Below are 25,003 nucleotides of genomic sequence, written 5' to 3' on the forward strand. Positions count from 1 at the left end.
ATGCGGTCAGGCGTCGTGATCTGCGGGAGTGTCGCGCGGCTTGAGTCGGAAGGCCTTGCAGGTCCAGCGCATGACCGCCCACATCGAGACGCCGGCGCCGAGGACGCACCACAGGATCGGCACCCAGACGACCGCGCCGGGCACGAACCACATCAGTACGAACGGCAGCGCGATGAGCGCGACGTTGCCGAGCGCCAGCAGCGGCTTCATCAGCGACAGACGGGTCGACTGGCGGATCTGCTCCCACCAGGACAGCTTGCTGCGGCCGGACAGCGGCAGCACGAAGGACAGCATCATCGCGATGATGACGAGTGCGCCGAGCGTGACGCCGTAGATGACGGACGCCGCGTCGCCGGACTGCCGTGAGATGTACCACAGGTCGACGGCGCCGATCGCGAAGAGGACGATGAACAGCAGCGAGAACAGCATGTTCACGCCGAAACGGCGTTTGATCGCTCGCCAGAAAGTGCGCAGGACGCCTTCGTCGGTGTCCTCGACGATCTCACGCGAGACCTCGCAGGCGGCGGCGGTGGCCGGGCCGATCGTCACGATCGGGATCGAACAGACGAACCATGCGACGGACAGCATCGCGAGGTCGCCGATGCGGCCCATGACGACGTTGAAGGGATTGTCCTGACGGAACAGGCTGGAACTCATGACGATGTCTCCTCTTTTGGGTTGCGGATGATGTTCGGGTCGAGGTCGAGGGGCGTTCAGCGGTACAGGTATGCGATGAACCGCTGCGCATTGCCGGTCTGCTTCGTGTTCGCGACGACGCCGATGATCGCGGCGTCATCGGTCGCGAACTCGTGCCATCGTTTCGCGTCGTCGAGTCTGAGGCCGTAAGGCTCCGCCTTGCCTTTGCCGCTGCCGGAATCGTCGACGTCGTCGCTGAGCGCGGAGTCGTCGAAGCCGTGGAAGTCCTCGGCGTAGGCGTGCAGGTCGCCGTATTCGTCGGCCGTCAGCGTCGACTTGAGATTCGTGAAGTAGCCGTAGCCGGCGAGTTCGCGGAAGACGGCCGGCGGTGCGATGACGACGTCGATCTGCTCGCTCGAGATCATCGTCTGCAGCTTGGAGAGGCCGTCCTTCTTCGTGTCGAAGTAGTCGTCGATGATGACGTCCTGCCCGAGCGTCTTCGTGTACTGCTCCTGCAGCTTCGCGGATTCGCCGAGCGGGAGCGTGCTGTCGACGACGGCCGCATACAGCGCGGGGCGTTCGCGAGGCGAGACGAAACGGACGATGACGAACGCGCACAGCGCGATGACGATGACGGCGGCGACGCACGGGATCAGGAAATGCTCGCGGAAGTAGGCGCCCTTCTGGCCCATCGGCAGTTTCGTGAACACGTACAGCTTCGATTTGCCGGCGTACCGCGGCGCCTGCGTGAGCGAGTCCACGGCCGCGCGCTGGGATTCGGTGAGGCGATCGTCCGACGAATGCCTGTCTGCTGCCATGGCGCCCATCCTCTCGTCATATGTTCCGGCGGCGTCGCCGGCGGCCGCGGTGCGCGTCGCGATGCGTTCGCCGGCCGCCTGAGGGCGGCACGTCGGCGTGTCGAAGTGAACCTCAGCCATGTTCTGTTTGCGTTACTTAACCGCTTAATTTATACTGATTGAGCGAAAAAGTCAATCCCCGGTGTGGTGCCGACGGCGGAACTTACGGGGACTGAACGCGCGGCGGTCGCGCCGCGGTTGTGCGAAGGAGACAACGATGTTCGACAACGGAAACCATGTGGTGCTGCGCCGCGACGACGTGTGCGTCGTGCTCAAGACGCCGGACGGCGAGATGCCGCAGGTCGAGTACTGGGGACGTGATTTCGGCATGCCGGAAGCCGAGGACATGCTGGCGATGCTCGACGCGATGACGCTCAAGGTGACGCCGCCGGACGAGAAGCCGGACGCGGCGCTGCGCCCGTCGCTGCTGCCGCAGGGCGCCGAGGCCTTCGCGGGCCGCCCGGGGCTTGAGGCGCACCGCGGCGGGGCTCCGGTGTTCGTGCGTTGGACGTCGGTGGCGACGACGGCCGGCGCGCACGACGGCGCGCCGGCGGATGCCGTCGATGTCCTCGACGTGCACGCCGAGGACGGCGTCAACGACGTCGCGCTCGACATGCGCCTCGAACTCGCCGAAGGCGGTCTGCTGCTCGCGAAGGCCGCGGTGAAGAATATCGGCGAGGGCGCCGAGCCGCTCGTCGTCAACTGGCTCGACCTGACGATGCCGATTCCGCGCCGTGCCGACCATCTGACGCAGTTCACCGGCCGCTGGCCGCTCGAAAAACAGCCGGCGACGACGGCGCTGCCGGTCGGCTCCGTCACCCGCGATTGCCGCCACGGCAAGACGAGCCATGAAAGCCCGTGGATGTTCATCGCATCCGACGGCGAGCCGAAGTTCTCCGCCGGCGAGGTGTGGACGTGCCATCTCGCATGGAGCGGCAACCAGACCTACCGGATCGACAACCTGCCGCAGCACGAGGCGCTGCTCGGCGCCGGCGAGCTGCTCGGACCGGGGGAGATCCGCCTCTCCGCCGGCGCGGCCTATACGACGCCGCAGGTGTGCTTCTCCTACTCCGACGTCGGCCTCGACGGCGCCGCGAGCCGCTTCCACCGTTGGCTGCGCGCGCTGCCGCGGCATGTGCGCGGCGACCGTCCGGTGACGCTCAACACCTGGGAGGCCGTCTACTTCGACCACGACGAGACGACGCTGATCAGGCTCGCCGACCTCGCCGCGAAGGTGGGCGTCGAACGCTTCGTGCTCGACGACGGCTGGTTCCATCTGCGCCGCGACGACACGAAGGGGCTCGGCGACTGGATCGTCGACCCGGCCGTGTGGCCGAACGGGCTCAACGCGCTCGCAAGGCACGTGCGCGGCCTCGGCATGCAGTTCGGCCTGTGGTTCGAGCCGGAGATGATCAATCTCGACTCCGACTGCGCGCGCGAGCACCCCGATTGGATCCTCGCGGCGCCCGAGGCGGTGCCGTGCCGCGCCGACGTCTCGTACCGCACGCAGTACGTGCTCGATCTGGCCAATCCGGACGCCTATCGCCATGTGCATGACCGGATGGCCGATCTTATCGGCGAACTCGGCATCGACTACATCAAGTGGGACCACAACCGCGACGTGACCGAGCCGGTGCACGCCGGCCATTACGGGCTGCATGCGCAGACCGAGGCCTGCTACCGCCTGTTCGACGAGCTCAAGCGCGAGTTCCCCGGACTGGAGATCGAAAGCTGCGCCTCGGGCGGCGGCCGCACCGACGCCGGCATGCTGCAGCACGCCGACCGCATATGGGCCTCCGATTCGAACGATCCGCGCGACCGTGCGGACATCCAGCGCTACACCGAACTCATCGTGCCGCCGGAGATGATCGGCGCGCACGTCGGACCGAGCCCGGCGCACTCCACATGGCGCGCGACCGACCTGTCCTACCGTGCGGCGATGTCGCTCGAGGGATGCTCCGGCTTCGAATGGAACATCCTCGAACGCACGCCCGAGGAGCTCCGGCAGATCACCGGATTCGTCGCCCTCGTCAAGGAGCTGCGCGGCGTCCTGCACTCCGGCTCCGTGCACCATGCCGACTTCCACGATCCGGCGCTGCGTGCGCGCGGCGTCGTCAGCGATGATGGTTCACGCGCGATCTGGGTCGTCGCGACCGTCACGAATCTGCGTGACGTCGTCACCGAACGGCTGCGCCTGAACGGGGTGCGCGACGATCGCGTCTACCGCGTGCGCATGCGTCAGGAGATCGGCGAGTCACGCTGGGGATGGAACACGCCGGCGTGGATGCGCGACGCCCGAGGTGAGGACGGCTTCGAGGTCGGCGGCGCGCTGCTGAAACGCGTCGGCCTGCAGATCCCGCCGCTGTGGCCGCTGCAGGCGATTGTGCTCGACATTCGGGAAGTGCGGTGAAACTTGCCACTTAAGCGCTTCAGTGATACGCTCGACATCGTACGCACACGATAGCGCCGGCCATCAGGGTCGGGCGGGTCAACGAAGACGACGGACGACAATCGGAAGGAAGACGATGACCACCACCAATGCGAAGTATCAGATCGGGACGCCGGAGAACAAGAAGTTCCTCGACATCTCCCGCGACAACCTCATCGCGTTCGGACGCCGTTTCCCGGCGGTCGACGGCAGCTCGTACTGGCTCGGCGACGACGGCGCGCCGTGGAAGGACCGCAACCGCGCCACCTGGATCACGTGCCGCATGACGCATGTCTACTCGCTCGCGACGCTGCTCGGCGTCGACGGCGCCGCCGAACTCGTCGACAACGGCATCCGCGGCTTGCGCGGCGTGCTGCATGACGAGGAGAACGACGGCTGGTACGCCGAGATCACGCCGGACATCTGCCATATGCCGACGAAGCAGGCCTATGCGCACGCCTTCGTGCTGCTCGCGGCGTCATCGGCGCTGCTCGCCGGCCGCCCGGGCGCGAAGGAGCTGCTCGAGCAGGCCGAGCACGTCTATCTGACGAAGTTCTGGGACGACGAGATCGGCCTGAGCGTCGACACCTGGAACACCGAGTTCACCGAACTCGACACCTACCGCGGTCTCAACGCGAACATGCACTCGGTCGAGGCGTGCCTCGCCGTCGCCGACGTCACCGGCGACGAAAGCTGGCGTGAACGCGCCGGCCGCATCATCGGCCATGTGCTCACATGGGCCGAGGAGAACGACTGGCGCATCCCGGAGCACTTCACCGCCGACTGGATGGCGCAGCTCGAGTTCAACGCGGACAAGCCGGACGACCAGTTCAAGCCCTACGGCGCGACGCCGGGCCACGGCATCGAATGGGCGCGCCTGATCACGCAGTACGCGTTGTCGGTGTACGGCAAGGACGGCGTGCTGGACGGCGATGGCCGCAAGTACCTCGACGCGGCCGAGCATCTGTTCAACCGTGCGGTCGAGGACGCGTGGGACGCCGACGGTGCGCCGGGCGTCGTCTACACGACCGACTGGGAAGGCAGGCCGGTCGTGCACGACCGCATGCACTGGACGCTCGCCGAAGGCGTCAACACGGCCGCGACGCTCTACCACGTCACCGGCAAGCAGGAATATGCGGACTGGTACGCGACCTTCCTCGAATACATCGACACCTATCTGATGGACCACAAGCACGGCTCATGGTTCCATCAGCTCAACCGCAGGAACGAGGTCATCGACACGGTCTGGCCGGGCAAGTCCGACCTGTACCACGCGACGCAGGCGATGATGATCCCGCTGCGCGACCCGGCGCTCTCGATCGCCCCGGCGACGAAGAAGGGCATCGAGGAGGGCCTCGACTGAAGGTCGGCCGGGGAAACCTCGCCCTGAATGCGTGACAAGCGCCGCATGCCCCTGCGGCGCTTGTCACGCATCGCCGGGCGCCGCGGCTGTGGCTGCGGCGTCCGACTCGCGTCGGCGCGGCTCGCCGTAACAACGTGTCCGTAGAATGGGCGTCAGCCGTCCATGCATGTGCGCGTGGCGCGGCCTTTCCATGCCGTGGACGGCCGTTCGCGGCATCGCGATACAAAGGACGATCATGGCCTCCACATCCGAAGTGAGTGAGCAGCCGCAACAGCTGCGCAAATCGTTGAAGAACAGGCACATCCAGCTCATCGCGCTCGGCGGCGCGATCGGCACCGGCCTGTTCTACGGCTCAAGCGAATCGATTTCGCTTGCCGGCCCATCCATCCTGCTCGCCTATATCATCGGCGGCGCCGCGATCTTCATGATCGTGCGCGCGCTGGGCGAGATGAGCGTCGAGGACCCGAAGGCGGGTGCGTTCAGCTACTACGCGTCGCGGTACTGGTCGAAGCGCGCGGGGTTCATCTCCGGATGGAACTACTGGTTCAACTATGTGCTCGTCTCGATGGTCGAACTCGCCGTCGTCGGCTCCTTCGTCAACTACTGGTTCCCGAACATTCCGCAATGGGCGTCGGCCGCGTTCTTCCTCGTGTGCATCACGATCCTCAACCTGTTCGGCGTCAGTGAATTCGGCGAGTTCGAGTTCTGGTTCGCGCTGATCAAGATCGTCGCCGTCATCGCGATGATCGCGGGCGGCATCGCCGTCATCGTCATGAACCTGCCGACCGACTCGGGCGTGCGCGCGTCCTTCGCGAACTGGTTCACGGTCGACGGCGGCTTCCTTCCGAACGGTGTGATGTCGCGCGCCGCGGACGGCCACTGGATGGGTCTGCTGATGGCGCTCGTCGTCGTCATGTTCAGCTTCGGCGGCACCGAGCTCATCGGCGTCACGGCCGGCGAGGTCGAGGATCCGCGCAGGACGATCCCGAAGGCGACGAACGGCATCATCTGGCGCATCCTCGTCTTCTACGTGGCTGCGCTCGGCGTCATCATGGCCGTTGTGCCGTGGGACCGCATCGACGGCCAGATGAGCCCCTTCGTGCAGATCTTCGATTCCGTCGGCGTGCCGGTGGCCGCCGGCATCCTCAACTTCGTGTGTCTGACGGCGGTCATGAGCGTCTACAACTCCGCGTTGTATTCGAACTCGCGCATGCTGTATTCGCTTGCGCGCCAAGGCAATGCGCCGGCGTATCTCGGCAGCGTGAACAAGCGCGGCGTGCCGGTGGCGGCCGTGCTCACGAGCGCCGCCGTCACCGTCGTCGCCGTCGTCGTCGTGTTCCTGTGGCCGCAATTCGCGTTCAACTATCTGATGTCGATTGCGACGATCGCCGCGATCATCAACTGGACGATGATCATGGTCACCGAGATGCTGTTCCGGCGCCATGTGGCCGCCGGCGATGGTCCGGGGGAGTTGCGGGGACTGCATGGCGACGAGGCGCTCGAGCGGATCCAGTTCAAGTTGCCGGGGTGGCGTTGGACGCCGTATCTGATCATCGCGTTCCTGGCGATGGTGGCTGTGCTGATGTGCTTCTCGCCGAGCTATCGCATCGCGCTGATCGCCGGCGTGATCTGGCTCGCCGTGCTGTTCGCCGCCTATGCGTTCACATCGAAGGGCGGCGAACGGCGCCGGAAGGCGGCGAAGGAGCGCTGACGGCCTGCTATGCGGCGGGCGCCCTCTGCCGGCGGCGGCCGCCCTCTGCCGGCGGCGTGTAGCCGGAGGGGGCGGTGGTCGTGAACCAGGCTCTTGCCGCATAACTCGCGTTTTCGGCGGTTTTGCTGAGTGATGCGCCGCACGTGGCGTCGGGATGGGCGATATGCCCGAAGAACCGCACGGATACGCACATCGTGGCCGATCATGCGCACGTATTCGCCCGGAATCAATCGGAATAGCTCAATTGAATCGCCTCTGGCGACGCAGCCGCCGAGCCGACCGCCGCATATCTCGTGATGGTTGAGGAAATACCGAGATATGCGACGGGCGGCTCGACGATATGCGCGCAATGCCAGGTGGCCGGCGACCGCGCCATCTGGCCCATCGTTGTGTTGTCGATCATGTCGTCGCCGTTCCTCCCCGCCGTCGAGGATCCCGTCGACGCTGATGCCATGGAGTTCCGAAAACGTCACGAGCAACGAAAGGTCGGGGTTCGTCGATCCGGTCCGCGAGCTGCTGCTGCGTCCACTCGTGCTCGAGCCGGAGCTCCCTGAGGAACGTCCCGATATGCTTCTGGTTCATCGTGCCTTTTCTTTCGGCGGTCGTGGAGTGCTTTCGGGCATCAGCATCGCATCGCGTCGGCGGCGACGCGCACGCGATCGTCAGATGCAGCCCGAGAACTCGGGCGCTGACCGGTGAGCGGACATGCGACACTGCTGTCCAATGGCGGAATTCCAACGGAAACCGGCGATGACGGCGGCCAACGCGTCTATGCGTCGGCCGTGGTCTCGCGGGGCATGCTCATGGTGATGATGGTGCGGGCGATATCCTCCGGGGTGGCCTGCAGATCCGTCTCCAGCCAGTATTGGATGAGGCCGAGGCTGCCGTGGATGGCGAACTGCGTGCGCATGACATTCTCGAGGGCGCTTGGCGAGCTGGGCGATGTCGCGACGATGCGGTCGTAGCGTGCGTAGATCAGGCCGACGAGGCGCCGTTGGAAGTCGACGTCGGCGCGGGGGCTCAGGAGGACCTGCAGATGGCGTCTGTTCTGCGCGATGTACCGGCAGATCTGCACGATCGCGTTGTCGAGCCCGGCGTCGATGGCCTTCTGCCGTTCGGGGCCGTCATGCCGGGCGCCCTGCCGTTCGGCCTGCTCGAGCATGTCGTCGAAGGTGGCGGACAGCCACGAGAAGGTCTCGTTCTCAATCGTGCCCAACAGATCCGTCAGGTCGTCGTAATGGGCGTAGAACGTGGAGCGGTTGACGTCCGCCTTGGCGCACAGTTCGCTTACGGTGATGGCGTTCAGGGGCTTCTCTCGCAGCAGGTCGATGAGCGAATCCTCGATGACCGTGCGCGTGTACCGTGTGCGGCGGCTCTCCGTCAGCGCCTTTGCCATGGTCTTCATCCTCCTTCGCGTCCGTCCGTGCGACGACACGCTATCCAACTGATGGTTGCGAAAACAACACCGTGTTGATTTACTAGTGTACAGCACAATGCCACGGAAGGCGTGCGGCGGTTCAACGCCGGGCGCCGGGGCGATGGACCTCGCCACGAGGACCGCACCGCAGCGGAAGGAGCAGGCGATGGCGTACATCGAATTCAATGATGTGGTCAAGGGGTACCCGGCCGGCGACTCCACGATTCGTGCGCTCGACGACGCGAATTTCACGGCCGATGAAGGCGAACTGAGCGTCATCCTCGGGCAGTCCGGCGCCGGCAAGACGACGGCGCTCAACATCCTCGGTGGCATGGATACGGCCACGTCGGGCAAGGTCGTTGTCGGCGGACGCGACATCACCGACCTCAACCACCACGACCTGATCACCTACCGGCGCAACGACATCGGCTTCGTCTTCCAGTTCTACAACCTCATCCCCAACCTCACGGCGCTTGAGAACGTGGAGCTGGCCTCGCAGATCTGCGCCGACCATTTCGACCCGGCGCAGACGTTGGAGAAGGTCGGTCTGGCGGACCGGCTCGACAACTTCCCGGCGCAGCTGTCCGGAGGCGAGCAGCAGCGCGTCTCGATCGCGCGCGCCGTTGCGAAGAAGCCGAAGCTGCTGTTGTGCGACGAGCCGACCGGTGCGCTCGACTACGAGACCGGCAAGGAGGTGCTGCAGCTGCTGCAGGACATCTGCCGTGATGAGCGCATGACCGTGCTCATCGTCACGCACAACTCGGCGCTCGCGCCGATGGCGCATAAGGTCATCCGCTTCCGTTCCGGCAAGGTCGTCAGCCAGGAGACCAACGACCATCCGACGCCGATCGGCGAGATCGAATGGTGAGGTGACGATGATGGCTGGACGTGGCAAGCGCGACCGCGGCGGCGCGAAAACGCTCGGCTCGGCCTTCCTGCTGGATACGTGGCGCTCGTGGCTGCATGCATGGAAGTCGTTCCTTTCGATTCTGATCATCTCGATGCTCGGCGTGGCCGTGCTCACCGGCATCTACGCGGGTTGTCGCGACGCGCTCATCGCGGCGAACCGCTTCTACGAGCAGCAGGGGCTGCATGATGTCCAGATCGTCTCGACGATGGGGCTGACCGACGAGGACGTGGACGCGCTGCGGCGCGTTGACGGCGTCGACTCCGCCATCGGCGTGCGTATGGAACGGGTGACCTTCGACGGCGATGCCGGCCGTCGGCTCAACGCGACGCTGCGCGAGCCGTCGGACGGCGGGTCGGCGGTCGATGCGCCCTATGTGCGCGAGGGGCGACTGCCGAAGGCCGCCGACGAGGTGGCCGTCACCGCGCAGTTCACGCATGACACGCACCGCAAACTCGGCGACGTCATCGACGTGACCGCCGCCGATGACGGCGACGGTACGGGTGGCGATGACGGCGATGACGACGCGGTGCACAAGCTGAAGATCGTCGGCGTCGTCACCGATCCGTCGGATCTGTCGAACCCGGACGGGTATTCGGGATCCGCGTTCCGCACGGCGGTCGCCAACGACTACACCGTCTACGTGGCGCCGGGTGCGCTGGAGAAGACCTTCGGCGCTGATGACGACGTGTACGGCGCCGTCGTGTTGCGTCTGACCGACGCCGAGAACAAGGACGCGTTCGCCGACGACTACGACGCGCTCGTATCCTCGACGATGTCCGAGATCGAGCGCACCGTGCAGCCCGAGCGCGAGGAGTCGCGGCGCAAGGCGTTGCAGCAAAGCGCCCAGGACGAGCTCGACAAGGCGAAGGAGCAGGCGTACGCGCAGATCAACGAGGCGCAGGCGCAGCTCGATGCGCAGCGCACGCAGCTCGACGGGCAGCTCAAACTGCTTGACGCACAGGCCGCGCAGGTGCCGGTGGGCATGCCGATGCCGACGCGTCTCGCCGAGGCGCAGCGGCAATGGGCGCAGGCCGATGCGCAGCTCAAGGAGGCGCAGCAGCGGATCGACACGCAGCGCAACGGCGCCGGCGACCGCTTCGCCGCCGAGCAGCAGCAGGTCGATGACATTGCGCCGCGCTGGTATGTGCAGTCGCGCAGCGCATTGAGCGGATTCAGCTCGCTCAAATCGGACATCAGCTCGATCAGGTCGCTCGGCAACGCGTTCCCGATCGTGTTCCTCGTCGTGGCCGTCATGATGAGCCTGACGACGATGAGCCGTCTCGTCGAAGAGGACCGCGGGCTCATCGGCGCCTACCTCGGTCTCGGCTACGGCCGCGCGGCGATCACGGCGCGCTATGCGCTGTTCGCGCTGCTGGCGGGCCTGCTCGGTGGCGGATTGGGATTGCTCATCGGCTTCCTCGGCATTCCGGCCTTCCTGCTCGTCGTCATCCACGGACTGTATGCGATCCCCGACCTGCGGATCGAATACGACTGGCTGTACGGGTCGATGGGCGTCCTGCTCTTCGTCGTCGGTGTGCTCGGCGCGGCGTTGTTCGCGTCGATCCGCGACATGCGTCAGATGCCCGCCGCGTTGATGCGCCCGAAGGCGCCGAAGGCGGGGTCGCGCATCCTGCTCGAACGCATCCGCCCGTTGTGGCGGCGCATGAGCTTCCTCAACAAGGTGACGGCGCGTAACATCTTCCGCTTCAAGTCGCGACTCATCATGACGGTCGGCGGCGTGGCCGGATGCGCCGCGCTGATCCTATGCGCTCTGGCCATCAACGACACGGTCGCCGCGCTCGGCCCCGACCAGTACCGTGGCGTCGACCAGTACGACATGTTCGCGATGGCCAACGACGGCGAGGAACAGTCATTGCGCGACAGGCTCGTGCAGGACGGCGAGACGACGGCCATCATGCAGACGCGCGTCGAAAACGGCGAGATCACGAACGGCGGCGGCAGCAGCACGTCGGTGCAGCTGACGATCGTGCCGCAAGGCCAGCTCGGCGAACTCAACACGATGTTCAGGCTTGAGCCGGCGCGCGGCGAGTCGATCCTCGGATGGCTGCACGGCCGTGGCAACGACCAGCCGGTCACGTTGGGCGACGACGGCGTCATCGTCGCGCAGTCGGCCGCGCAGTCGCTCGGCGTGAAGGCCGGCGACGAGATCATGCTGCGCGCGGACGGCAGGCAGCCGCACCGGGTCAAGGTGAGTGCGGTCACGCGCAGCCTCATCGGCGCCGAGGTCTTCATTGCGGAGGACCTGTACCACCGGATGTTCCCGTCGTCGACGGCCGGGGACGGTGTGGACGCGCAGCCGGCGATCACTTGGAACGCCGTCTACGCCAAGCTCAAAGGCGACGACGACGCGCAGGTCAAGTACGTGCAGCGGCTCGAGGACGACGCGATCGTGCTGAGCGCCAGTTCCACCGCCTATCAGGCCGAGCATTTCAAGTTCGACCTGATGGGGGCCGTCGTCGCGCTGATCGTCGCGCTCGCCGGCAGCCTCGCTCTCGTCGTGCTGTTCACGCTCGCGCATACGAATGTGTCGGAACGCATGCGCGAGATGGCCACGCTCAAGGTGCTCGGCTTCTATGACAAGGAAGTGCATCGCTATGTGAACCGCGAGATGATGGTGCTGACGCTCATCGGCCTCGTCATCGGTCTGCCGCTCGGGCGGTGGGTCGCCGGGCTGCTCACCGGCGTGCTCAACATGCCGGGACTGTACTTCGAGGTGCACATCTTCTGGTGGAGCTACGTCGTCACTGTCGTGGCGACGCTCGCCTTCACGTTGCTCGTGCAGTTGTTCGTAGACCCCGTCCTCGACCGCATCGATCCGGTCAGTTCGCTCAAGTCGGTCGAATAGGCCTTGCGCATGCGGCGGCTGCACGGCGGTCGCGCGCCGTGCAGCCGCCGCAATATGCGCAGTGCGAACGGCGCGCAACAGATGGCGGCTACAGTCGAATGTATTATGTCGAATATGCAACAACCTGACGGCCCCTCCGGCCTCGACCGGGAGAAGGCCGTGAACGCCTCGCTCGAGACCGTCGACAAGGACAACGAGATGGAACGCGGGCTGACGAACCGCCATGTGCAGTTCATCGCGATCGGCGGCGCGATCGGCACCGGCCTGTTCCTCGGGTCGGGCAAGTCGATCGCGCTCGACGGGCCGAGCATCGTGCTCGTCTACATCCTCGTCGGCAGCGTCATGTTCCTGATGATGCGTGCGATCGGCGAACTGATGTACCGGGACCCGAGCCAGCACACCTTCATCAACTTCATCCGCATGTATCTGGGCGCCGGTACCGGCAAATTCGCGCTGTGGACGTACTGGCTCGTGCTGATCCTGACCGGCATGACCGAGTTGTCGGCGGTCGGGCAGTACTGCGTGACGTTCTTCCAGACGCTCGGCTTCGAGCTCAAGTCATGGCAGTGGCTCATCGAACTGCTGTTCCTCGTCGCGCTGGTGGGTGTGAACCTGATCGCCGTCAAGCTGTTCGGCGAGACGGAGTTCTGGTTCTCGATGATCAAGATCTTCCTGATCCTCGCGCTCATCGTCACGTCGGTCATCATGGTCGTCGCCGGATACCGATACGGCGCGACGAAATTGCCGGGCTCCGACCAGACGTATCCGGGCGGGCAGGCGTCGCTTGCGAACATCGCCGACGGCTTCTCCTTCGCGCCGAACGGCTGGACGCAGATGCTGATGAGTTTCCAGATGGTCTTCTTCGCCTACACGATGATCGAATTCGTCGGCGTGACCGTATCCGAGACGAAGAACCCGCGCAAGGTGCTGCCGAAGGCGATCAACGGCATCATCCTGCGCGTGCTCGTCTTCTATGTGGGCGCGCTGCTCGCGATCATGGCGATCGTGCCGTGGCGCAACTTCATGACGAGCGACAACGGCAACCAGTTCTCGTCCCCGTTCATCATGGTGTTCGAATTCGCCGGCCTGCATTGGGCGGCCGCCGTCGTCTTCTTCGTCGTGCTGACCGCCGCCGCGTCGTCTCTCAACTCGCTGCTCTATTCGGCGGGACGCCATCTGTTCCAGATCGGCGAGGAGGCGAACTCGCCTGTGCTGGGGCGATTGGGCGTCGTCTCGAAGACGAAGGTGCCGGCACGTGCGATCGTCGTCTCCGGCGCGCTGATCCTGCTGTCGCCGGCGATCGCGGCGCTGCCGGGCGCGTCCAGCGCCTTCGTGCTGTTCTCGTCGGCGGCCTCGGCCGTGTTCATCTTCATCTACATCCTGACGATGGTCGCGCACTACCGATACCGCAATTCGCCGCAGTTCATGGCCGACGGATTCCTGATGCCGGCCTACCGTGTGCTCAATCCATTGACGATCGCCTTCTTCGTGTTCATCTACGCGACGCTGTTCATCGGCGCCGACACGCGCGGCCCGGCGATCGCCGGGCTCGTATGGCTCGTCGTCTTCGGCGGATACTGCCTGCTGCATGAGCGCTATTCCAGCCGCGGTCTGCGTGGGGCGCTGAAGCGCTGATCTTCAAAAACGGCGGTCTGTGAGTGCACTTACTCACAGACCGCCGGCCCGATGGCCGTTTGCGGGTGGGCACACCTACAGACGGCCATTTTTGGTGCCGACGATGGCATCATTGTGGGGGATGCGCACGGAATGCCATCAGCGGCCTCCGCAGGCTATCCATCCACACCTTCATCCCTCTGTCCACGTCCATTGTCTTACAGTGTAAGTAATTTGCGGTGTAAGATAATCGATTCTCGATGATCATGGAGGTGATGGTGGACTACACATTGGAAGCCGTGCATGAGGTGATGTTCGCGATGTGGGCGTCGCGCTCGCGGGCGACGCGCGCGTTCGAGCGTGGTACGCAGGGCGAGATGTTCGTGCTGCGCGAGTTGGCGTTCCAAGGGCCGCGCACGCCGACGCAGCTCGCCGATGCGATGGGGGCGACCTCGGGACGGATCTCGTCGATTCTGTCACGCCTGAGCGGGAAGGGCTGGATCGTGCGCACCGGCGACCCGGCGGACCGTCGCAGCGTCGTCGTCGAACTGTCCGGCGATGGGCGTCGCGCTTTCAAAGACCATGGCGACGAGCTCGTCGCGCGGCTTGAATGGGTGTTCTCCCAGATGGGCGAACGGCGTACGCGCGATTTCGTCGGCCTGTTGGGCGAATTCATGACCTATCTGTCGATCTGCGACCCGGAAGGCGGGCCGCCCACGGCCGAGCAGGTGCGGGAGGCCGTCGAGCGCAACCGCAGGCTGCATGAACGGATGGTCGAGATGGTGCGTGACGGGGGGCGTGGTTGCGCGTTGGGCAATCCGCCCCGTCCGAGGTTCGCATCGGAGGCGACCTCCGATGCCGGACGGGAAGGTCCCGCCGTACGCTGACTTCCAATCCCCCAACGATTGCGTCAATACCTCATATGGGCATGAAAAACCTTACACTATAAGGAAAAACGATGTTACGAATCATGAAATACCTCTCCAAGACGGAGATCGGCCAGCTGCTCATCTCGCTGGTCACTATCGTCGGGCAGGTGTACTTCGATCTCGAGCTGCCGAGCTACATGTCTCAGATCACCACGCTCGTCGAAACGCCGGGCAGCCAGATGCACGACATCTGGATCGCCGGCGGCAAGATGCTGCTCGTCTCCTTCGGCTCGCTCGTCTGCGCCGTCATCACCGGCTACTTCGCCGCACGCGTCGCCGCGTCCTTCGGGCAACGGCTGCGCTCTCTCGAGTTCCGCAAGGTGGAATCGTTCGGGCCGTCCGAAATGCACCGCTTCTCCACGGCGAGCCTCATCACGCGTTCGACGAATGACGTCACGCAGATCCAGATGTTCATCACGATGGGCCTGCAGATGCTCATCAAATCGCCGATCATGGCCGTGTGGGCCGTGTGCAAGATCGCGGGCGACGGTTTCGAATGGACGCTCGCGACCGGCATCGCCGTCGTGGTGCTGCTCGGAGCCGTGGCGTTGCTCATGGCCTTCGTGATGCCGAAATTCAAGGCGATGCAGCGTCTGACCGACGGCATCAACCTCGTGGCGCGCGAGAACCTCACCGGTATGCGCGTCGTGCGCGCCTACAACGCCCAGGGCTACCAGGAGTCGAAGTTCGAGGACGCGAACACCGCGCTCACCGACACGCAGCTGTTCACGAACCGCGCGATGAGCGTCATGATGCCGCTGATGAGCACGATCATGAACGGCCTGTCGCTCGCGATCTACTGGATCGGCGCCTATTTGATCGAAGACGCCGGCGCGACCGAGAAACTCACGCTGTTCTCGAACATGATCGTCTTCTCGAGCTACGCCGTGCAGGTGATCATGAGCTTCCTGCTGATGAGCATGGTGTTCGTGCTCTGGCCGCGCGCCGACGTCTCCGCGCACCGCGTGATGGAAGTGATCAACACCGAACCCCTCGTCACGTCCGGCACGCGCGACCGCGGCCTGACCGTGGCCGAGGCGAAGCGGGCCGGCGTCATCGACGCCGCGAACGCCGCCGACTACCGTGACGACCTCGAGCTCGCCGGCCGGATCGAGTTCCGCGACGTGAGCTTCACCTACCCCGATTCGCGCGAGGCGATGCTTGAAGGCATCAGCTTCACGGCGGATCAGGGCGACACCGTTGCGATCATCGGTTCGACCGGCTCGGGCAAGTCGTCGCTCATCAACCTCGTGCCGCGCTTCTACGATGCGACCGACGGACAGGTGCTCGTCGACGGCGTGGATGTGCGCGAATACGATCTGAAGACGCTGCGCGACAAGATCGGCTATGTGCCGCAGCAGTCGTTCCTGTTCAAAGGCACGGTGAAATCGAATGTCAGCTACGGCGACCGTCCCGGCGAGCCCGAGGACGTGCCGATGCTCGACGCCTCGCGCGCGAGCGGCCGCAAGGCGGAACGCGAGATGCTCAAGGCGGATGAGGGCCGCACGCTCACCGCGCAGGAGGAGAACCGCGTCGAAGAGGCGTGCGATGTGGCGCAGGCCACCGAGTTCGTCGGGAAGATGCGCGGCGCGTTCGACGCGTCGATCGCGCAGGGCGGCACCAACGTGTCCGGCGGCCAGCGGCAGCGCCTGTCGATCGCGCGCGCCGTCTACCGCAATCCGGAGATCCTGATCTTCGATGATTCGTTCTCGGCGCTCGACTTCAAGACCGACCGCGTGGTGCGTGACGCGCTCAAGGAGTATGCGAAGGACGCTACGAAGATCATCGTCGCGCAGCGCGTCGGCACGATCATGGACGCGGACTGCATCCTCGTGCTCGACGACGGCCGGCTTGTCGGCAAAGGCACGCACCGCGAACTGCTCGAGTCGTGCGAGGTGTATCGGCAGATCGCGAAATCGCAGCTGAGCGAGGAGGAGCTCGGCGCCTGAACCTGCGATGGCCATGTCGCAGGTTTCATGTGAAACAGTCGTTTGAACGGAAGGAAACCAATCATGCCAGGTGCAATGGGGCCGCGTGGCCCGCACGGCGGCGCGCCCGTCGAAAAAGCGGATGACCTCGGCGGCGCGCTCAAAGACCTGATGCGGTTCAGCCGCAAATACATCCCGGCGATCGTCGTCGCGTTGATCCTCGGCGTCGGCGGCACGGTCTGCCAGATCATCGGCCCTGATTATCTGGGCGACATGACCGACGAGATCACGAAGGGGCTGCCGGCGCTCATCAACGGCAAGCCGGTGCTAGGCTCCATCGACATGGGCGCCGTCACGCGCATCGCATGGACGCTTGTGGCGCTGTACGTCGCATATGCGCTGTGCTCGTATGTGCAGAGCTGGATGATGGCGACCGTCACGCAGCGCACGGCGCAACGCCTGCGCGCGGCGATCGACGTGAAGATGAACAAACTGCCGCTCAAATACTTCGACGAGCACAGCAACGGCGACGTGATGAGCCGCATCACGAACGACGTGGACGCCGTGGGGCAGACGCTCGGCCAGTCGCTCGGCGCGCTCATCACCTCGGTCACGCTGTTCTTCGGCGCGCTCGTCATGATGTTCGCGAACAACTGGCTGCTCGCGCTGTGCGCGATCGCGGCGAGCCTCGTGGGCATGGTGCTCATGCTCGTCGTCATGCGGGTCTCGCAGCGCTACTTCGTCAAACAGCAGGTCGCGCTCGGCGACGTCAACGGCCATGTCGAGGAGATGTACAGCGGGCACACCGTCGTCAAGGCCTTCGGCGGCGAGGCCGACGCGATCCGCCGGTTCGAACGCTACAACAACGACCTGTACGAATCGGGTTGGAAGAGCCAGTTCCTCTCCGGTCTGATGATGCCGATGATGAACCTCGTCGGCAATCTCGGCTACGTGGTGGTGTGCGTCGTCGGCGCATGGCTCGCGATGGACGGGCGCATCGAGTTCGGCGTCATCGTGGCGTTCATGATGTACATCCGCTTCTTCACGCAACCGCTTTCGCAGTTCGCGCAGGCCTTCCAGAACCTGCAGCGTTGCGCGGCCGGCGCCGAGCGCGTGTTCGCGTTCCTGAACGAGCCGGAGCTCGCCGACGAATCCTCCAAGCAGCCGCTGCTCGGGATGGGCAGCGACGGCGAGATCACGCCGGTCGAGGGCCGTGTCAGTTTCGAGCACGTCAAATTCGGCTATGACGCCGACCGGATGATCATCCACGATTTCTCCGCGGATGTGCAGCCGGGGCAGAAGGTCGCGATCGTCGGGCCGACGGGTGCGGGCAAGACGACGATGGTCAACCTGCTCATGCGGTTCTACGAGATCAACGGCGGCAGGATCCTGATCGACGGCATCGACACGAAGGACGTGCCGCGCTGGAACGTGCACGACCAGTTCTCGATGGTGCTGCAGGATACGTGGGTGTTCCAGGGCACCGTGCGCGAGAACATCGTTTACGCGAAGGAGGGCGTGGACGACGGGCGGGTCATCGCGGCGTGCAAGGCCGTCGGACTGCACCGCTACATCATGTCGCTGCCGGACGGCTACGACACCGTGCTCGACGAGTCGGCGACGCTCTCGCAGGGCCAGAAACAGCTGCTGACGATCGCACGCGCGATGGTGCAGGATTCGCCGATCCTGATCCTCGACGAGGCGACGAGTTCGGTCGATACGCGTACTGAGGAGCTTATCCAGACGGCGATGGACAGACTCACCGAAGGGCGCACGAGCTTCGTCATCGCGCATCGTCTCTCCACGATCCGGGACGCCGACATGATCCTCGTTATGAAGGACGGCGACATCGTCGAACGCGGCACGCATGACGAGCTGCTCGCGCGCGGTGGCTTCTACGCCGACATCTACAACGCCCAGTTCACGCTCGCGCAGTGACGGTTGCGGTGCGCGCCGCGGCGTAAACGCCCAAGAGGCGGGTGCGTCCGGGATGCGTGCTCCGCACATGGTAGGTTCATAGATGGTAGGCCTGTGCGCGAATGTGAGCAAAAGACTGGTGATGGTATGAGTGCGTGCGATGCGACGGATGTCTCGTCCTCGTCCACGGATCGCTCCGCCGATGGCGCGAATCTGCGCGTCGTGCTCGTGGAGAACGATGCGCTCGTGCGGCAGCCGCTGCGATACCTGCTCGGGCAGGCGATGCCCGATCTGCGCATCGTCGAGACCCTCTTCGGCGGCCTCGACGCCGTCCAATACTGTCTGCGGCGTCCGCAATCGGCCGACGTCCTGCTGACCGATATGCATCTGGGTGACGTGGACGGCCCGGCCGTCGCATGGCGGCTGCGCCACGCCGGCAGCCTGACGCCGATCCTCGGCATCACGTCGCTGCCGCTCTCGCACTACTGCAACGCGGCCGTCGCCGCCGGCATGCAGGGTCTGCTGCCGAAATCGAACATCGCGCAGATCGCGTCGGCGTTGCGCAACCTGCGGCAGGGCCGGCCGTGCCCGGGCTACGAATCCCCGATGATGGCGGCCGCGCGCATCCGCAGCAGCAAGTCCCCGATGAGCGTGCTCACCAATGCGCAGACCAACGTGCTCGAACTGATCGCCGCCGGCTACGACCTCGACGAGATCGCGCGGCGGCTGCACTGCTCGCCGGCCACGGTGCGCAAACACAGGCAGAACATCTTCAACCGGCTCAACGTGTCGACGATTCAGGAGGCGATAGCGCAATGGACGCGGTTCCGGCAGACCTTCAACCTGGACTGACTGCGCAGTCCGCCTGGACCACACGGGACTCACGTAACATCTGTGCGGCGTGCGTCATCGTTCTGGTCGGCGTCGTGATGGCATGGCATACGGTGATGCCGCATACGCCGTCGCTGCCGGTCATCGCGATCGTCGTCATGCAGATCGCGCTGTTCATGCTGTCGTACTGGATACGCGCGTCGAGGAACCTGCTCGTCGTCACGCTCGCCCTCATCCTCGTGCTGTCGATGATCGGGGACTGCATGTTCCCCCAATACAGCGCCTACGGCATGAACGCGCAGCTCGCCGCGTTCGGCCTGCTCGCATATTGGACGAACGACGTGTGCGTGGCGCTCGCATTCGTCGCGTTGAGCGCCTACCAGTGGATATGGCTTGCCGTCAGCTCCCACGCGCAGGGTGGCGTCTCCTCGATCATCCTGTTCATCGCGTTGTACGCCGTCGTCGGGCTTGCGTGCAGCGGTGCGCGCCATCTGATGGAACGTGTGCATCGCCAGCAGCAGACGATGCTTGCGATGCGCGTAGGCATCTGCACGACGGCGATGGAGCTGCACGACGCGGTCTCCGGTTCGTTGACGAAGGCGGAACTGCTGCTGCGGCGATGCGAGGGCGAGGGCGTCTCCGCCGCGGCGCGCGACGATTATCGGCGGATCCATGAGGAGATCGGCGAAGCCAAGGACAACGTGGGCGGCATCGTCGACCTGCTGCTCGCCGAATACGGCGAAAGCGACGAGGAACGGACGCAGCGCCGGCGCATCCGCGCGGCGCTCGACGCGCATGACAAGGCGATGGCAGCCGACGGCATCGATGGACGTTCCGTCATCGTCGCAGCCGAACAGGGGTTCGGCACATTGCGCGACGACGACATGTGCGCGCTCGACCAGCTCATCGGCGGCATCTACGAACGGATACGGCTCACGCATCCCGCATGGTACGAACTGTCGATCACGGTCGGCGGCACGCAGGTCTCGATCCTGCAGATCCAGACCGGAGGCCCGGCGCTGACGCCTCCGCGTATCCCATGGCATCGGCGTCTGCGTGTCCATGCGACAATGGAACAGGGCGAGGCCGTCGCGATGATGACCGTCACGATGCGGCTGCATCACACGAAGCGTCCGACGCAGCAGGAGGCTGCGGCGCGCATGCTCGCCCAGATCCAGCGTGCGCAGGAGCGCACGTCGAGAGAAAGGAAGGGATGATGCCCATGAAGAAGAAGGCCGCCGCCGTCTGCGCGGCTCTGCTGTTGCTCGCTCCGCAGATGGCGTTCGCGGCGCCTGCGGACACCGCCGGGGATGCGGACGGCGTGAACGCCGGGCAGCCGATGTTCGACTGCCCGACCTGGCTGTGGTGGCTGTGCGGCACCTCGAAGCAGGGGGAGTAGAACGACGGGGACGCGGTTCTGAACCGCGTCCCCGTTTTCGTAGCCGTCAGCGCGTGGGCTCGCCGCCGTTGGACGGCAGGCTGTCCTGGGCGGTGTCGCCGCGCGCGTAGAACACGGTGCCGGGGTCGAGCTCATCGGTGAGCAGTTGGGAGACGGTGACGAGATGGAAGCCGCGCTCACGTAGGCCGCTGACGATCTGCGGGATCGCCTCGACGGTGCGTTCGTTGCCGTCATGCAACGCGATGATCGCGCCGGAAGATGCACTGTCCAATACGTTGTCGGCGATGTCTGCGGCGCTCGTCTTCGCGTCCCAGTCGCGCGCGTCGACGTTCCACAGGATCACCGATTGGCCGTCGGCGCGCGCGGTTTCGACGACGGCCTCGCTCCATGCGCCGTCCGGCGGCCGGAACAATGTCGGCTTGGCCACGCCGGCGTCTTCGATGACCTCATCGGTGTCATGGAACCATCTGGTGAGCTCGTCGGCGGACAATGTGTGCAGCTGCTTGTGCCTCCAGCTCATCGAACCGATTTCGTGGCCCTGCGCGGCCATCGTCGCGAGCAGCTGCTTGTTGCTGCCCGAAACGAACTGTCCCTGCACGAAGAACGTGGCCGGGACATCCGCCTGTTTGAGCGCGGCGAGCAATTGTGGCGTCACCTGCTTGTTCGGGCCGTCGTCGAAGGTGAGCGCGACGCACGCAGACAGCTCGCAGTCAAGCGGCATCGCGGCGACGACAGCGTCGGCGGCTTTAGTCAACGCGGCGAGCGCGTCGTTGATCTGTGCGTTCGTCGCCGTGGCGGCCGGTTCTAGCACGGCCTTCGCCTGCTCGATCTGCACCTGCAGCCCCGCGCGCAGATCGGCGGGCGCGTTGTTCTCGGAGCGCGCATAGACCGTGTTAGCGAAGGTGAGCTCCTTCTGCAGCTCGCCGCGGCGGTCGGCGTTGCGTGCGCCTTCGACGAGCTGTTTCAACGTGTCGGCGTCGGTCTGCACGTCGCGCATGCGGTTCACCATGCTCGTGTTAGCGATCGTGAACCTGCCGGAGAGGTCGGTGAGCGCGTCGGTGCTCATATCCGCTGCGCAGTTCGCCGCGGTCAGTGAGGAGACGGTATGGGTGTCGTCGATGTGGTCGATCTTGCTCGTGAGCGCCGTGGCATGCTCCTCGCTGACCGTCTTCGCCTCATCGCCGTCCGCGAGCTTGCCTGCGGACGAGATTGTCGTCGTGTAGGTGGTGTTGAGTGTGGCGAACTCGCGTTGCGCGGCTGTGCAGTCGGTGAGGGCGGTCGCGTGCGCCTGCTGCTGACGGCGGTGGTAGGCGCCGATAATCGGGGTGATGATCGCCGCGAGCACGCCGGCGATGACAACGAATGCCGCTACAAGTGTGAGGATCATGTTGCGACGGCGATGGGGGGATGGGCTGGCGGCCGTTTTGGTCGCCGCGTCGAAAAAATCGGCGTCTGCAACGAGTTGGTCGGGTTGGTCGTTGCGGTGGTCGGAAGAGTCGTCGCTCATAGTGCCCCCCCTCAGTACTCCCATTGTTGCGATTGCATAGTTGTATACCAGTGTATATCCATTGCGCGCGGAATCGATGCAAGGCTTCGGATGATATAAACAGCAGATGCGGATAGTTGGTGCGGCGGTATTATGGCTAGTCGCGCCTGCGCATAACTCGGTTGTTCGGGCGAACTGTCGAGTGATGCGCGCGCGGCGCCGACCGGAGGAGGTGGCGTGGGGCGGAGATGTCACAAAAGCGCACAGGGGATTGGGAATCGGTCACATCATCGATCGCAATCGCACATGGCGGGAGCGTATGGCTAAGGGCGCCGACGCATAACCCGACAGTCGCCGCGAACTATCGAGTTATGCGATGGGCTGCGTCATGCTCGATGATGGATCATGCGGCGTCGATGGCCATATGCGCGGCGCGGCGGCAGTCGGTTGCGCCGATTCGCGCGCTCTGCATGTACGGCCGATGCAAGTCATGCACGCTCGGGGGAGTCGGAGGACGCGGGCAGCAACGTGAGTCTCATGATCGGGATCGACAGCAGCGTCAGATAGGCGATCGAGTACAGGCAGCCGGCGAGCACGTCGCTCGCGTAGTGGACGCCCAGATAGACGCGCGTGGCCATGACGATCGGCGGGATGAGCGCGAGCAGCACGATCGCGACCCATTTGATCGCGCGCCGCCAATAGCGGTAGACGAGGTAGATGAGGAAACCGTAGAACGCCGTCGACGCCATCGCATGGCCGGAGGGGAAGCTGAAGCCCTGTTCGGCGATCAGACGGTGCTCGATCGGCGGCCGCGGGCGTGCGACGATGCGTTTGAGGATCTCGTTGAGCGTCGCCTCGACGGCGAGGTTGACGGCCGCCGCGACGCCGATGCGCCAACGTCGCAGCGCGCATGCGGCGCCGAGGATGACGACGGTGAGCCCGATGAGCGTCGCGGCGCCGGACATATGCGTGAACGCGACGACGGCGGGCGTCAATGACGGCGAGATGACATGCGCGGACAGCCACGCATAGACCGCCGTGTCCATCGGCAGCGGCCCGCCGTGCGCTAGCAGCACGGCGACGCCCAAGGCCGTCGCGCCGCAGACGGCGAGGACGCCGACGATCTGCCAGCCGCGGCGGCGCAGGAAGGACGCTTGGTCCGTTTGGGTCTCTCGGGACTCATGGATTGCGGGATCGCAGATTTGCATGCCACAAGGATACGGCGAAGGCGCGGACGGGGATTTGCGCTCCGATGGCGCGGTGGGCATAATGAGGAGGACGTCGAACAGATGTTCGGATGAGTGAAAGCGAGGAACGGGCGTGAGTGCGTGGCGCAGCGTGAGAAGATTCTACCGACGGCATCGAACGGCGGTCACGTCGGCGGCCTTGTTCGCGGCGGCGATGGCGCTCGTCGGGCGTGTGCCGCTGATGCCCGACGCGGACGCGCTGTACACGCCGCTCAGCGGCGTGGGATCCTTCATCCTCTCGCCGGCGGCGGGCGGCGCGTTGCTGTACCGGCAGCGCTCGCGGCGCGCGATGTGGTGGTATGTGCTCGCGATGGCCGCGGGGACGACGGCGCCGATGCTGTACGGATACTTCCACAACATCGTCAACGACGGGACGATCGGCGGCATCATCGGCAATGCGACCGGGGGGATCACGGGTGAGGCGGGCGGCGCGCTCGCGACGCTCGCGTCTATGGCGCCGGTGCTGCTGTTCGTCGGCGGCGCATTGGGCGGCTACTGGCTCGCGCAGCGCTTCGGCCGGCGCCGGCGCCGATAGGCGGCGCGGCAGCGTCTGTCCGCATCTGCGTTTTCATTAAGTTTTCATTACATCAACATGGTGTAGGTGTCGTGTTGATAGGGGGCGTGCGCGCTGCAAAACCGTTCTGCCGTATAAAGAAAGAGGCCCGGCCGAAGGGAAGAAGCCGGGCCTCCGAGAGAGAGGAAAGAGAAGAAAGAAGGGTTTTCGATTATGTCAACCTTGCGGTTGATGACTTCAATATAACCACCGGTATCTTGAAGCAACGCTGGAACATGCTGTGAAGTTGCTGAAAATCGGTGATCGCCTGCCGTCAGGCGCGGATCGACGGCCACAGCAGCGCGGCCATATGCGAGGCCCAGGCGTCGTGTGAGCCGTTGCCGGGCGCGCCGAGCGCCTTGCATGCGAGCATCGAGCCGAGCGCCGTGCGGAACAGGAACGGCGCGTCCAGTCCTTGGCGGTAGACGCCGCGTTCGGCGCCGCGCGCGAGGAACTCGGTGAAACGTTCGCAGACCGGACGGATGACGTTGTCGGCGACCTCGCGTAGCCGGTCGTTGCTCGACGACAATACGATGCCGACGGCCGTCAGGCCGATCTTCTCGTCGAAGCGGTCGACGATGCGCCGCAGCGCCGCCGTGAGGCCGTCGCGGCCCGGCTCGATGCCGTCGAGGTCGATCGGCAGCACGAGCGTATGCGTCAGTTGTTGGATGAGGTCGTCGCTGTTCGCGAAGCGCCGGTAGATCGTCGTCTTCGCGACGCCGGACTTGCGCGCGACCGCCTCGATTGTGACCGCGCCGATGCCCTGCGCGATGAGGATCTCCAGCGCCGCGCGCATGATCTTGCCGTCGGTGCGCTCGCGGCGCTGCTCATGCCGTTCGGTATGCCGTGCCTGGTCGGTCGGCTGTGCTGTTGAGTTCATGGACTTCCCCTCGGATGCTCGGTGACGAAAA

21 protein-coding genes are annotated in these 25,003 nt (G+C 65.1%); 13 read left to right on the plus strand and 8 right to left on the minus strand.

The annotated features are described in order from the left end of the window. Positions 1 to 6: 6 nt before the first annotated feature. Both D2E22_RS03365 and D2E22_RS03370 read right to left on the minus strand, forming a co-directional pair. A complete protein-coding gene (locus D2E22_RS03365; protein WP_126031710.1) occupies positions 7 to 657 on the minus strand; it encodes a YesL family protein in 651 nt (216 codons plus the stop codon). A 56-nt stretch (positions 658 to 713) separates the two neighbouring features. Further along, positions 714 to 1,574 (minus strand): hypothetical protein, encoded by an 861-nt coding sequence (locus D2E22_RS03370; protein WP_241218153.1) that lies wholly within the window; start codon positions 1,572 to 1,574, stop codon positions 714 to 716. A gap of 136 nt (positions 1,575 to 1,710) precedes the next feature. On the opposite strand from D2E22_RS03370, the gene D2E22_RS03375 reads away from it, so the two are divergent. From D2E22_RS03375 to D2E22_RS03385, 3 genes are all read left to right on the plus strand, one after another. Beyond that, positions 1,711 to 3,903 (plus strand): alpha-galactosidase, encoded by a 2,193-nt coding sequence (locus D2E22_RS03375; protein WP_126031711.1) that lies wholly within the window; start codon positions 1,711 to 1,713, stop codon positions 3,901 to 3,903. A 115-nt stretch (positions 3,904 to 4,018) separates the two neighbouring features. Then, positions 4,019 to 5,284, plus strand: coding sequence for an AGE family epimerase/isomerase (locus tag D2E22_RS03380; protein WP_126031712.1), 1,266 nt, complete (start codon positions 4,019 to 4,021; stop codon positions 5,282 to 5,284). Between the two features lie 235 nt (positions 5,285 to 5,519). After that, positions 5,520 to 6,995 carry an amino acid permease gene (locus D2E22_RS03385; RefSeq protein WP_126031713.1) on the plus strand — a complete coding sequence of 492 codons (1,476 nt, stop codon included), beginning with the start codon at positions 5,520 to 5,522 and terminating at the stop codon, positions 6,993 to 6,995. Positions 6,996 to 7,221: 226 nt separating this feature from the next. Here D2E22_RS03385 and D2E22_RS10480 read toward each other — a convergent pair whose 3' ends face one another. Next, on the minus strand, positions 7,222 to 7,398 hold the full coding sequence (locus tag D2E22_RS10480; RefSeq protein ID WP_164518399.1) for a hypothetical protein: 177 nt from the start codon (positions 7,396 to 7,398) through the stop codon (positions 7,222 to 7,224). A gap of 366 nt (positions 7,399 to 7,764) precedes the next feature. Beyond that, on the minus strand, positions 7,765 to 8,400 hold the full coding sequence (locus D2E22_RS03390) for a TetR/AcrR family transcriptional regulator (protein ID WP_241218154.1): 636 nt from the start codon (positions 8,398 to 8,400) through the stop codon (positions 7,765 to 7,767). A gap of 178 nt (positions 8,401 to 8,578) precedes the next feature. Here D2E22_RS03390 and D2E22_RS03395 point away from each other — a divergent pair, with 178 nt between their 5' ends. The 9 genes from D2E22_RS03395 to D2E22_RS03435 all read left to right on the plus strand — a co-directional run bounded on the left by D2E22_RS03395 (position 8,579) and on the right by D2E22_RS03435 (position 20,806). Then, complete coding sequence (locus D2E22_RS03395; protein WP_126031715.1) at positions 8,579 to 9,280, plus strand: ABC transporter ATP-binding protein; 702 nt, start codon at positions 8,579 to 8,581, stop codon at positions 9,278 to 9,280. Between the two features lie 7 nt (positions 9,281 to 9,287). Then, the gene (locus D2E22_RS03400; RefSeq protein ID WP_126031716.1) at positions 9,288 to 12,188 is read left to right on the plus strand and encodes an ABC transporter permease; all 2,901 of its coding nucleotides are present in this window, start codon (positions 9,288 to 9,290) and stop codon (positions 12,186 to 12,188) included. Between the two features lie 105 nt (positions 12,189 to 12,293). After that, positions 12,294 to 13,823: an amino acid permease gene (locus D2E22_RS03405; protein ID WP_126031717.1), complete on the plus strand. Its 1,530-nt coding sequence runs from the start codon at positions 12,294 to 12,296 to the stop codon at positions 13,821 to 13,823. A 257-nt stretch (positions 13,824 to 14,080) separates the two neighbouring features. Beyond that, on the plus strand, positions 14,081 to 14,689 hold the full coding sequence (locus D2E22_RS03410; protein ID WP_126031856.1) for a MarR family winged helix-turn-helix transcriptional regulator: 609 nt from the start codon (positions 14,081 to 14,083) through the stop codon (positions 14,687 to 14,689). Positions 14,690 to 14,760: 71 nt separating this feature from the next. Next, on the plus strand, positions 14,761 to 16,680 hold the full coding sequence (locus D2E22_RS03415; RefSeq protein WP_126031718.1) for an ABC transporter ATP-binding protein: 1,920 nt from the start codon (positions 14,761 to 14,763) through the stop codon (positions 16,678 to 16,680). A gap of 63 nt (positions 16,681 to 16,743) precedes the next feature. Beyond that, the gene (locus tag D2E22_RS03420) at positions 16,744 to 18,597 is read left to right on the plus strand and encodes an ABC transporter ATP-binding protein (protein ID WP_126031719.1); all 1,854 of its coding nucleotides are present in this window, start codon (positions 16,744 to 16,746) and stop codon (positions 18,595 to 18,597) included. Between the two features lie 126 nt (positions 18,598 to 18,723). Beyond that, positions 18,724 to 19,428 carry a response regulator transcription factor gene (locus tag D2E22_RS03425; protein WP_126031720.1) on the plus strand — a complete coding sequence of 235 codons (705 nt, stop codon included), beginning with the start codon at positions 18,724 to 18,726 and terminating at the stop codon, positions 19,426 to 19,428. Between the two features lie 74 nt (positions 19,429 to 19,502). After that, complete coding sequence (locus tag D2E22_RS03430) at positions 19,503 to 20,624, plus strand: hypothetical protein (protein WP_126031721.1); 1,122 nt, start codon at positions 19,503 to 19,505, stop codon at positions 20,622 to 20,624. Beyond that, positions 20,621 to 20,806, plus strand: coding sequence for a hypothetical protein (locus tag D2E22_RS03435; protein WP_126031722.1), 186 nt, complete (start codon positions 20,621 to 20,623; stop codon positions 20,804 to 20,806). The genes D2E22_RS03430 and D2E22_RS03435 overlap by 4 nt, the downstream gene beginning before the upstream one ends. 46 nt (positions 20,807 to 20,852) lie before the next feature. Here the strand turns inward: D2E22_RS03435 and D2E22_RS03440 are convergent, their stop codons facing one another. After that, complete coding sequence (locus D2E22_RS03440; RefSeq protein WP_241218156.1) at positions 20,853 to 22,313, minus strand: polysaccharide deacetylase family protein; 1,461 nt, start codon at positions 22,311 to 22,313, stop codon at positions 20,853 to 20,855. A 467-nt stretch (positions 22,314 to 22,780) separates the two neighbouring features. Then, positions 22,781 to 23,500, minus strand: coding sequence for a phosphatase PAP2 family protein (locus D2E22_RS03445; RefSeq protein ID WP_126031724.1), 720 nt, complete (start codon positions 23,498 to 23,500; stop codon positions 22,781 to 22,783). A 112-nt stretch (positions 23,501 to 23,612) separates the two neighbouring features. Between D2E22_RS03445 and D2E22_RS03450 the strand changes: the two genes are divergently transcribed. Beyond that, positions 23,613 to 24,074 carry a hypothetical protein gene (locus D2E22_RS03450; protein WP_126031725.1) on the plus strand — a complete coding sequence of 154 codons (462 nt, stop codon included), beginning with the start codon at positions 23,613 to 23,615 and terminating at the stop codon, positions 24,072 to 24,074. Positions 24,075 to 24,121: 47 nt separating this feature from the next. On the opposite strand, the gene D2E22_RS03455 is transcribed toward D2E22_RS03450, so the two are convergent. Continuing rightward, the gene (locus D2E22_RS03455; protein WP_126031726.1) at positions 24,122 to 24,388 is read right to left on the minus strand and encodes a hypothetical protein; all 267 of its coding nucleotides are present in this window, start codon (positions 24,386 to 24,388) and stop codon (positions 24,122 to 24,124) included. Further along, positions 24,367 to 24,972, minus strand: a complete 606-nt coding sequence (locus D2E22_RS03460; protein WP_241218157.1) for a TetR/AcrR family transcriptional regulator — start codon at positions 24,970 to 24,972, stop codon at positions 24,367 to 24,369. The genes D2E22_RS03455 and D2E22_RS03460 overlap by 22 nt, the downstream gene beginning before the upstream one ends. Positions 24,973 to 25,003: the final 31 nt, after the last annotated feature.

Origin of the sequence: Bifidobacterium castoris (genome assembly GCF_003952025.1) — a bacterium.
GTDB lineage: Bacteria > Actinomycetota > Actinomycetes > Actinomycetales > Bifidobacteriaceae > Bifidobacterium > Bifidobacterium castoris.

Bases quoted from the DNA above. Each gene is read 5' to 3' on its own strand.
- D2E22_RS03395 (WP_126031715.1), top strand. From the start codon at position 8,579: ATGGCGTACATCGAATTCAATGATGTGGTCAAGGGGTACCCGGCCGGC.
- D2E22_RS03385 (WP_126031713.1), top strand. From the start codon at position 5,520: ATGGCCTCCACATCCGAAGTGAGTGAGCAGCCGCAACAGCTGCGCAAA.
- D2E22_RS03390 (WP_241218154.1), bottom strand. From the start codon at position 8,400: ATGAAGACCATGGCAAAGGCGCTGACGGAGAGCCGCCGCACACGGTAC.
- D2E22_RS03365 (WP_126031710.1), bottom strand. From the start codon at position 657: ATGAGTTCCAGCCTGTTCCGTCAGGACAATCCCTTCAACGTCGTCATG.
- D2E22_RS03435 (WP_126031722.1), top strand. From the start codon at position 20,621: ATGATGCCCATGAAGAAGAAGGCCGCCGCCGTCTGCGCGGCTCTGCTG.
- D2E22_RS10480 (WP_164518399.1), bottom strand. From the start codon at position 7,398: ATGATCGACAACACAACGATGGGCCAGATGGCGCGGTCGCCGGCCACC.
- D2E22_RS03380 (WP_126031712.1), top strand. From the start codon at position 4,019: ATGACCACCACCAATGCGAAGTATCAGATCGGGACGCCGGAGAACAAG.
- D2E22_RS03405 (WP_126031717.1), top strand. From the start codon at position 12,294: ATGTCGAATATGCAACAACCTGACGGCCCCTCCGGCCTCGACCGGGAG.
- D2E22_RS03415 (WP_126031718.1), top strand. From the start codon at position 14,761: ATGTTACGAATCATGAAATACCTCTCCAAGACGGAGATCGGCCAGCTG.
- D2E22_RS03370 (WP_241218153.1), bottom strand. From the start codon at position 1,574: ATGGCTGAGGTTCACTTCGACACGCCGACGTGCCGCCCTCAGGCGGCC.
- D2E22_RS03460 (WP_241218157.1), bottom strand. From the start codon at position 24,972: ATGAACTCAACAGCACAGCCGACCGACCAGGCACGGCATACCGAACGG.
- D2E22_RS03445 (WP_126031724.1), bottom strand. From the start codon at position 23,500: ATGCAAATCTGCGATCCCGCAATCCATGAGTCCCGAGAGACCCAAACG.
- D2E22_RS03400 (WP_126031716.1), top strand. From the start codon at position 9,288: ATGATGGCTGGACGTGGCAAGCGCGACCGCGGCGGCGCGAAAACGCTC.
- D2E22_RS03440 (WP_241218156.1), bottom strand. From the start codon at position 22,313: ATGAGCGACGACTCTTCCGACCACCGCAACGACCAACCCGACCAACTC.
- D2E22_RS03425 (WP_126031720.1), top strand. From the start codon at position 18,724: ATGAGTGCGTGCGATGCGACGGATGTCTCGTCCTCGTCCACGGATCGC.
- D2E22_RS03375 (WP_126031711.1), top strand. From the start codon at position 1,711: ATGTTCGACAACGGAAACCATGTGGTGCTGCGCCGCGACGACGTGTGC.
- D2E22_RS03420 (WP_126031719.1), top strand. From the start codon at position 16,744: ATGCCAGGTGCAATGGGGCCGCGTGGCCCGCACGGCGGCGCGCCCGTC.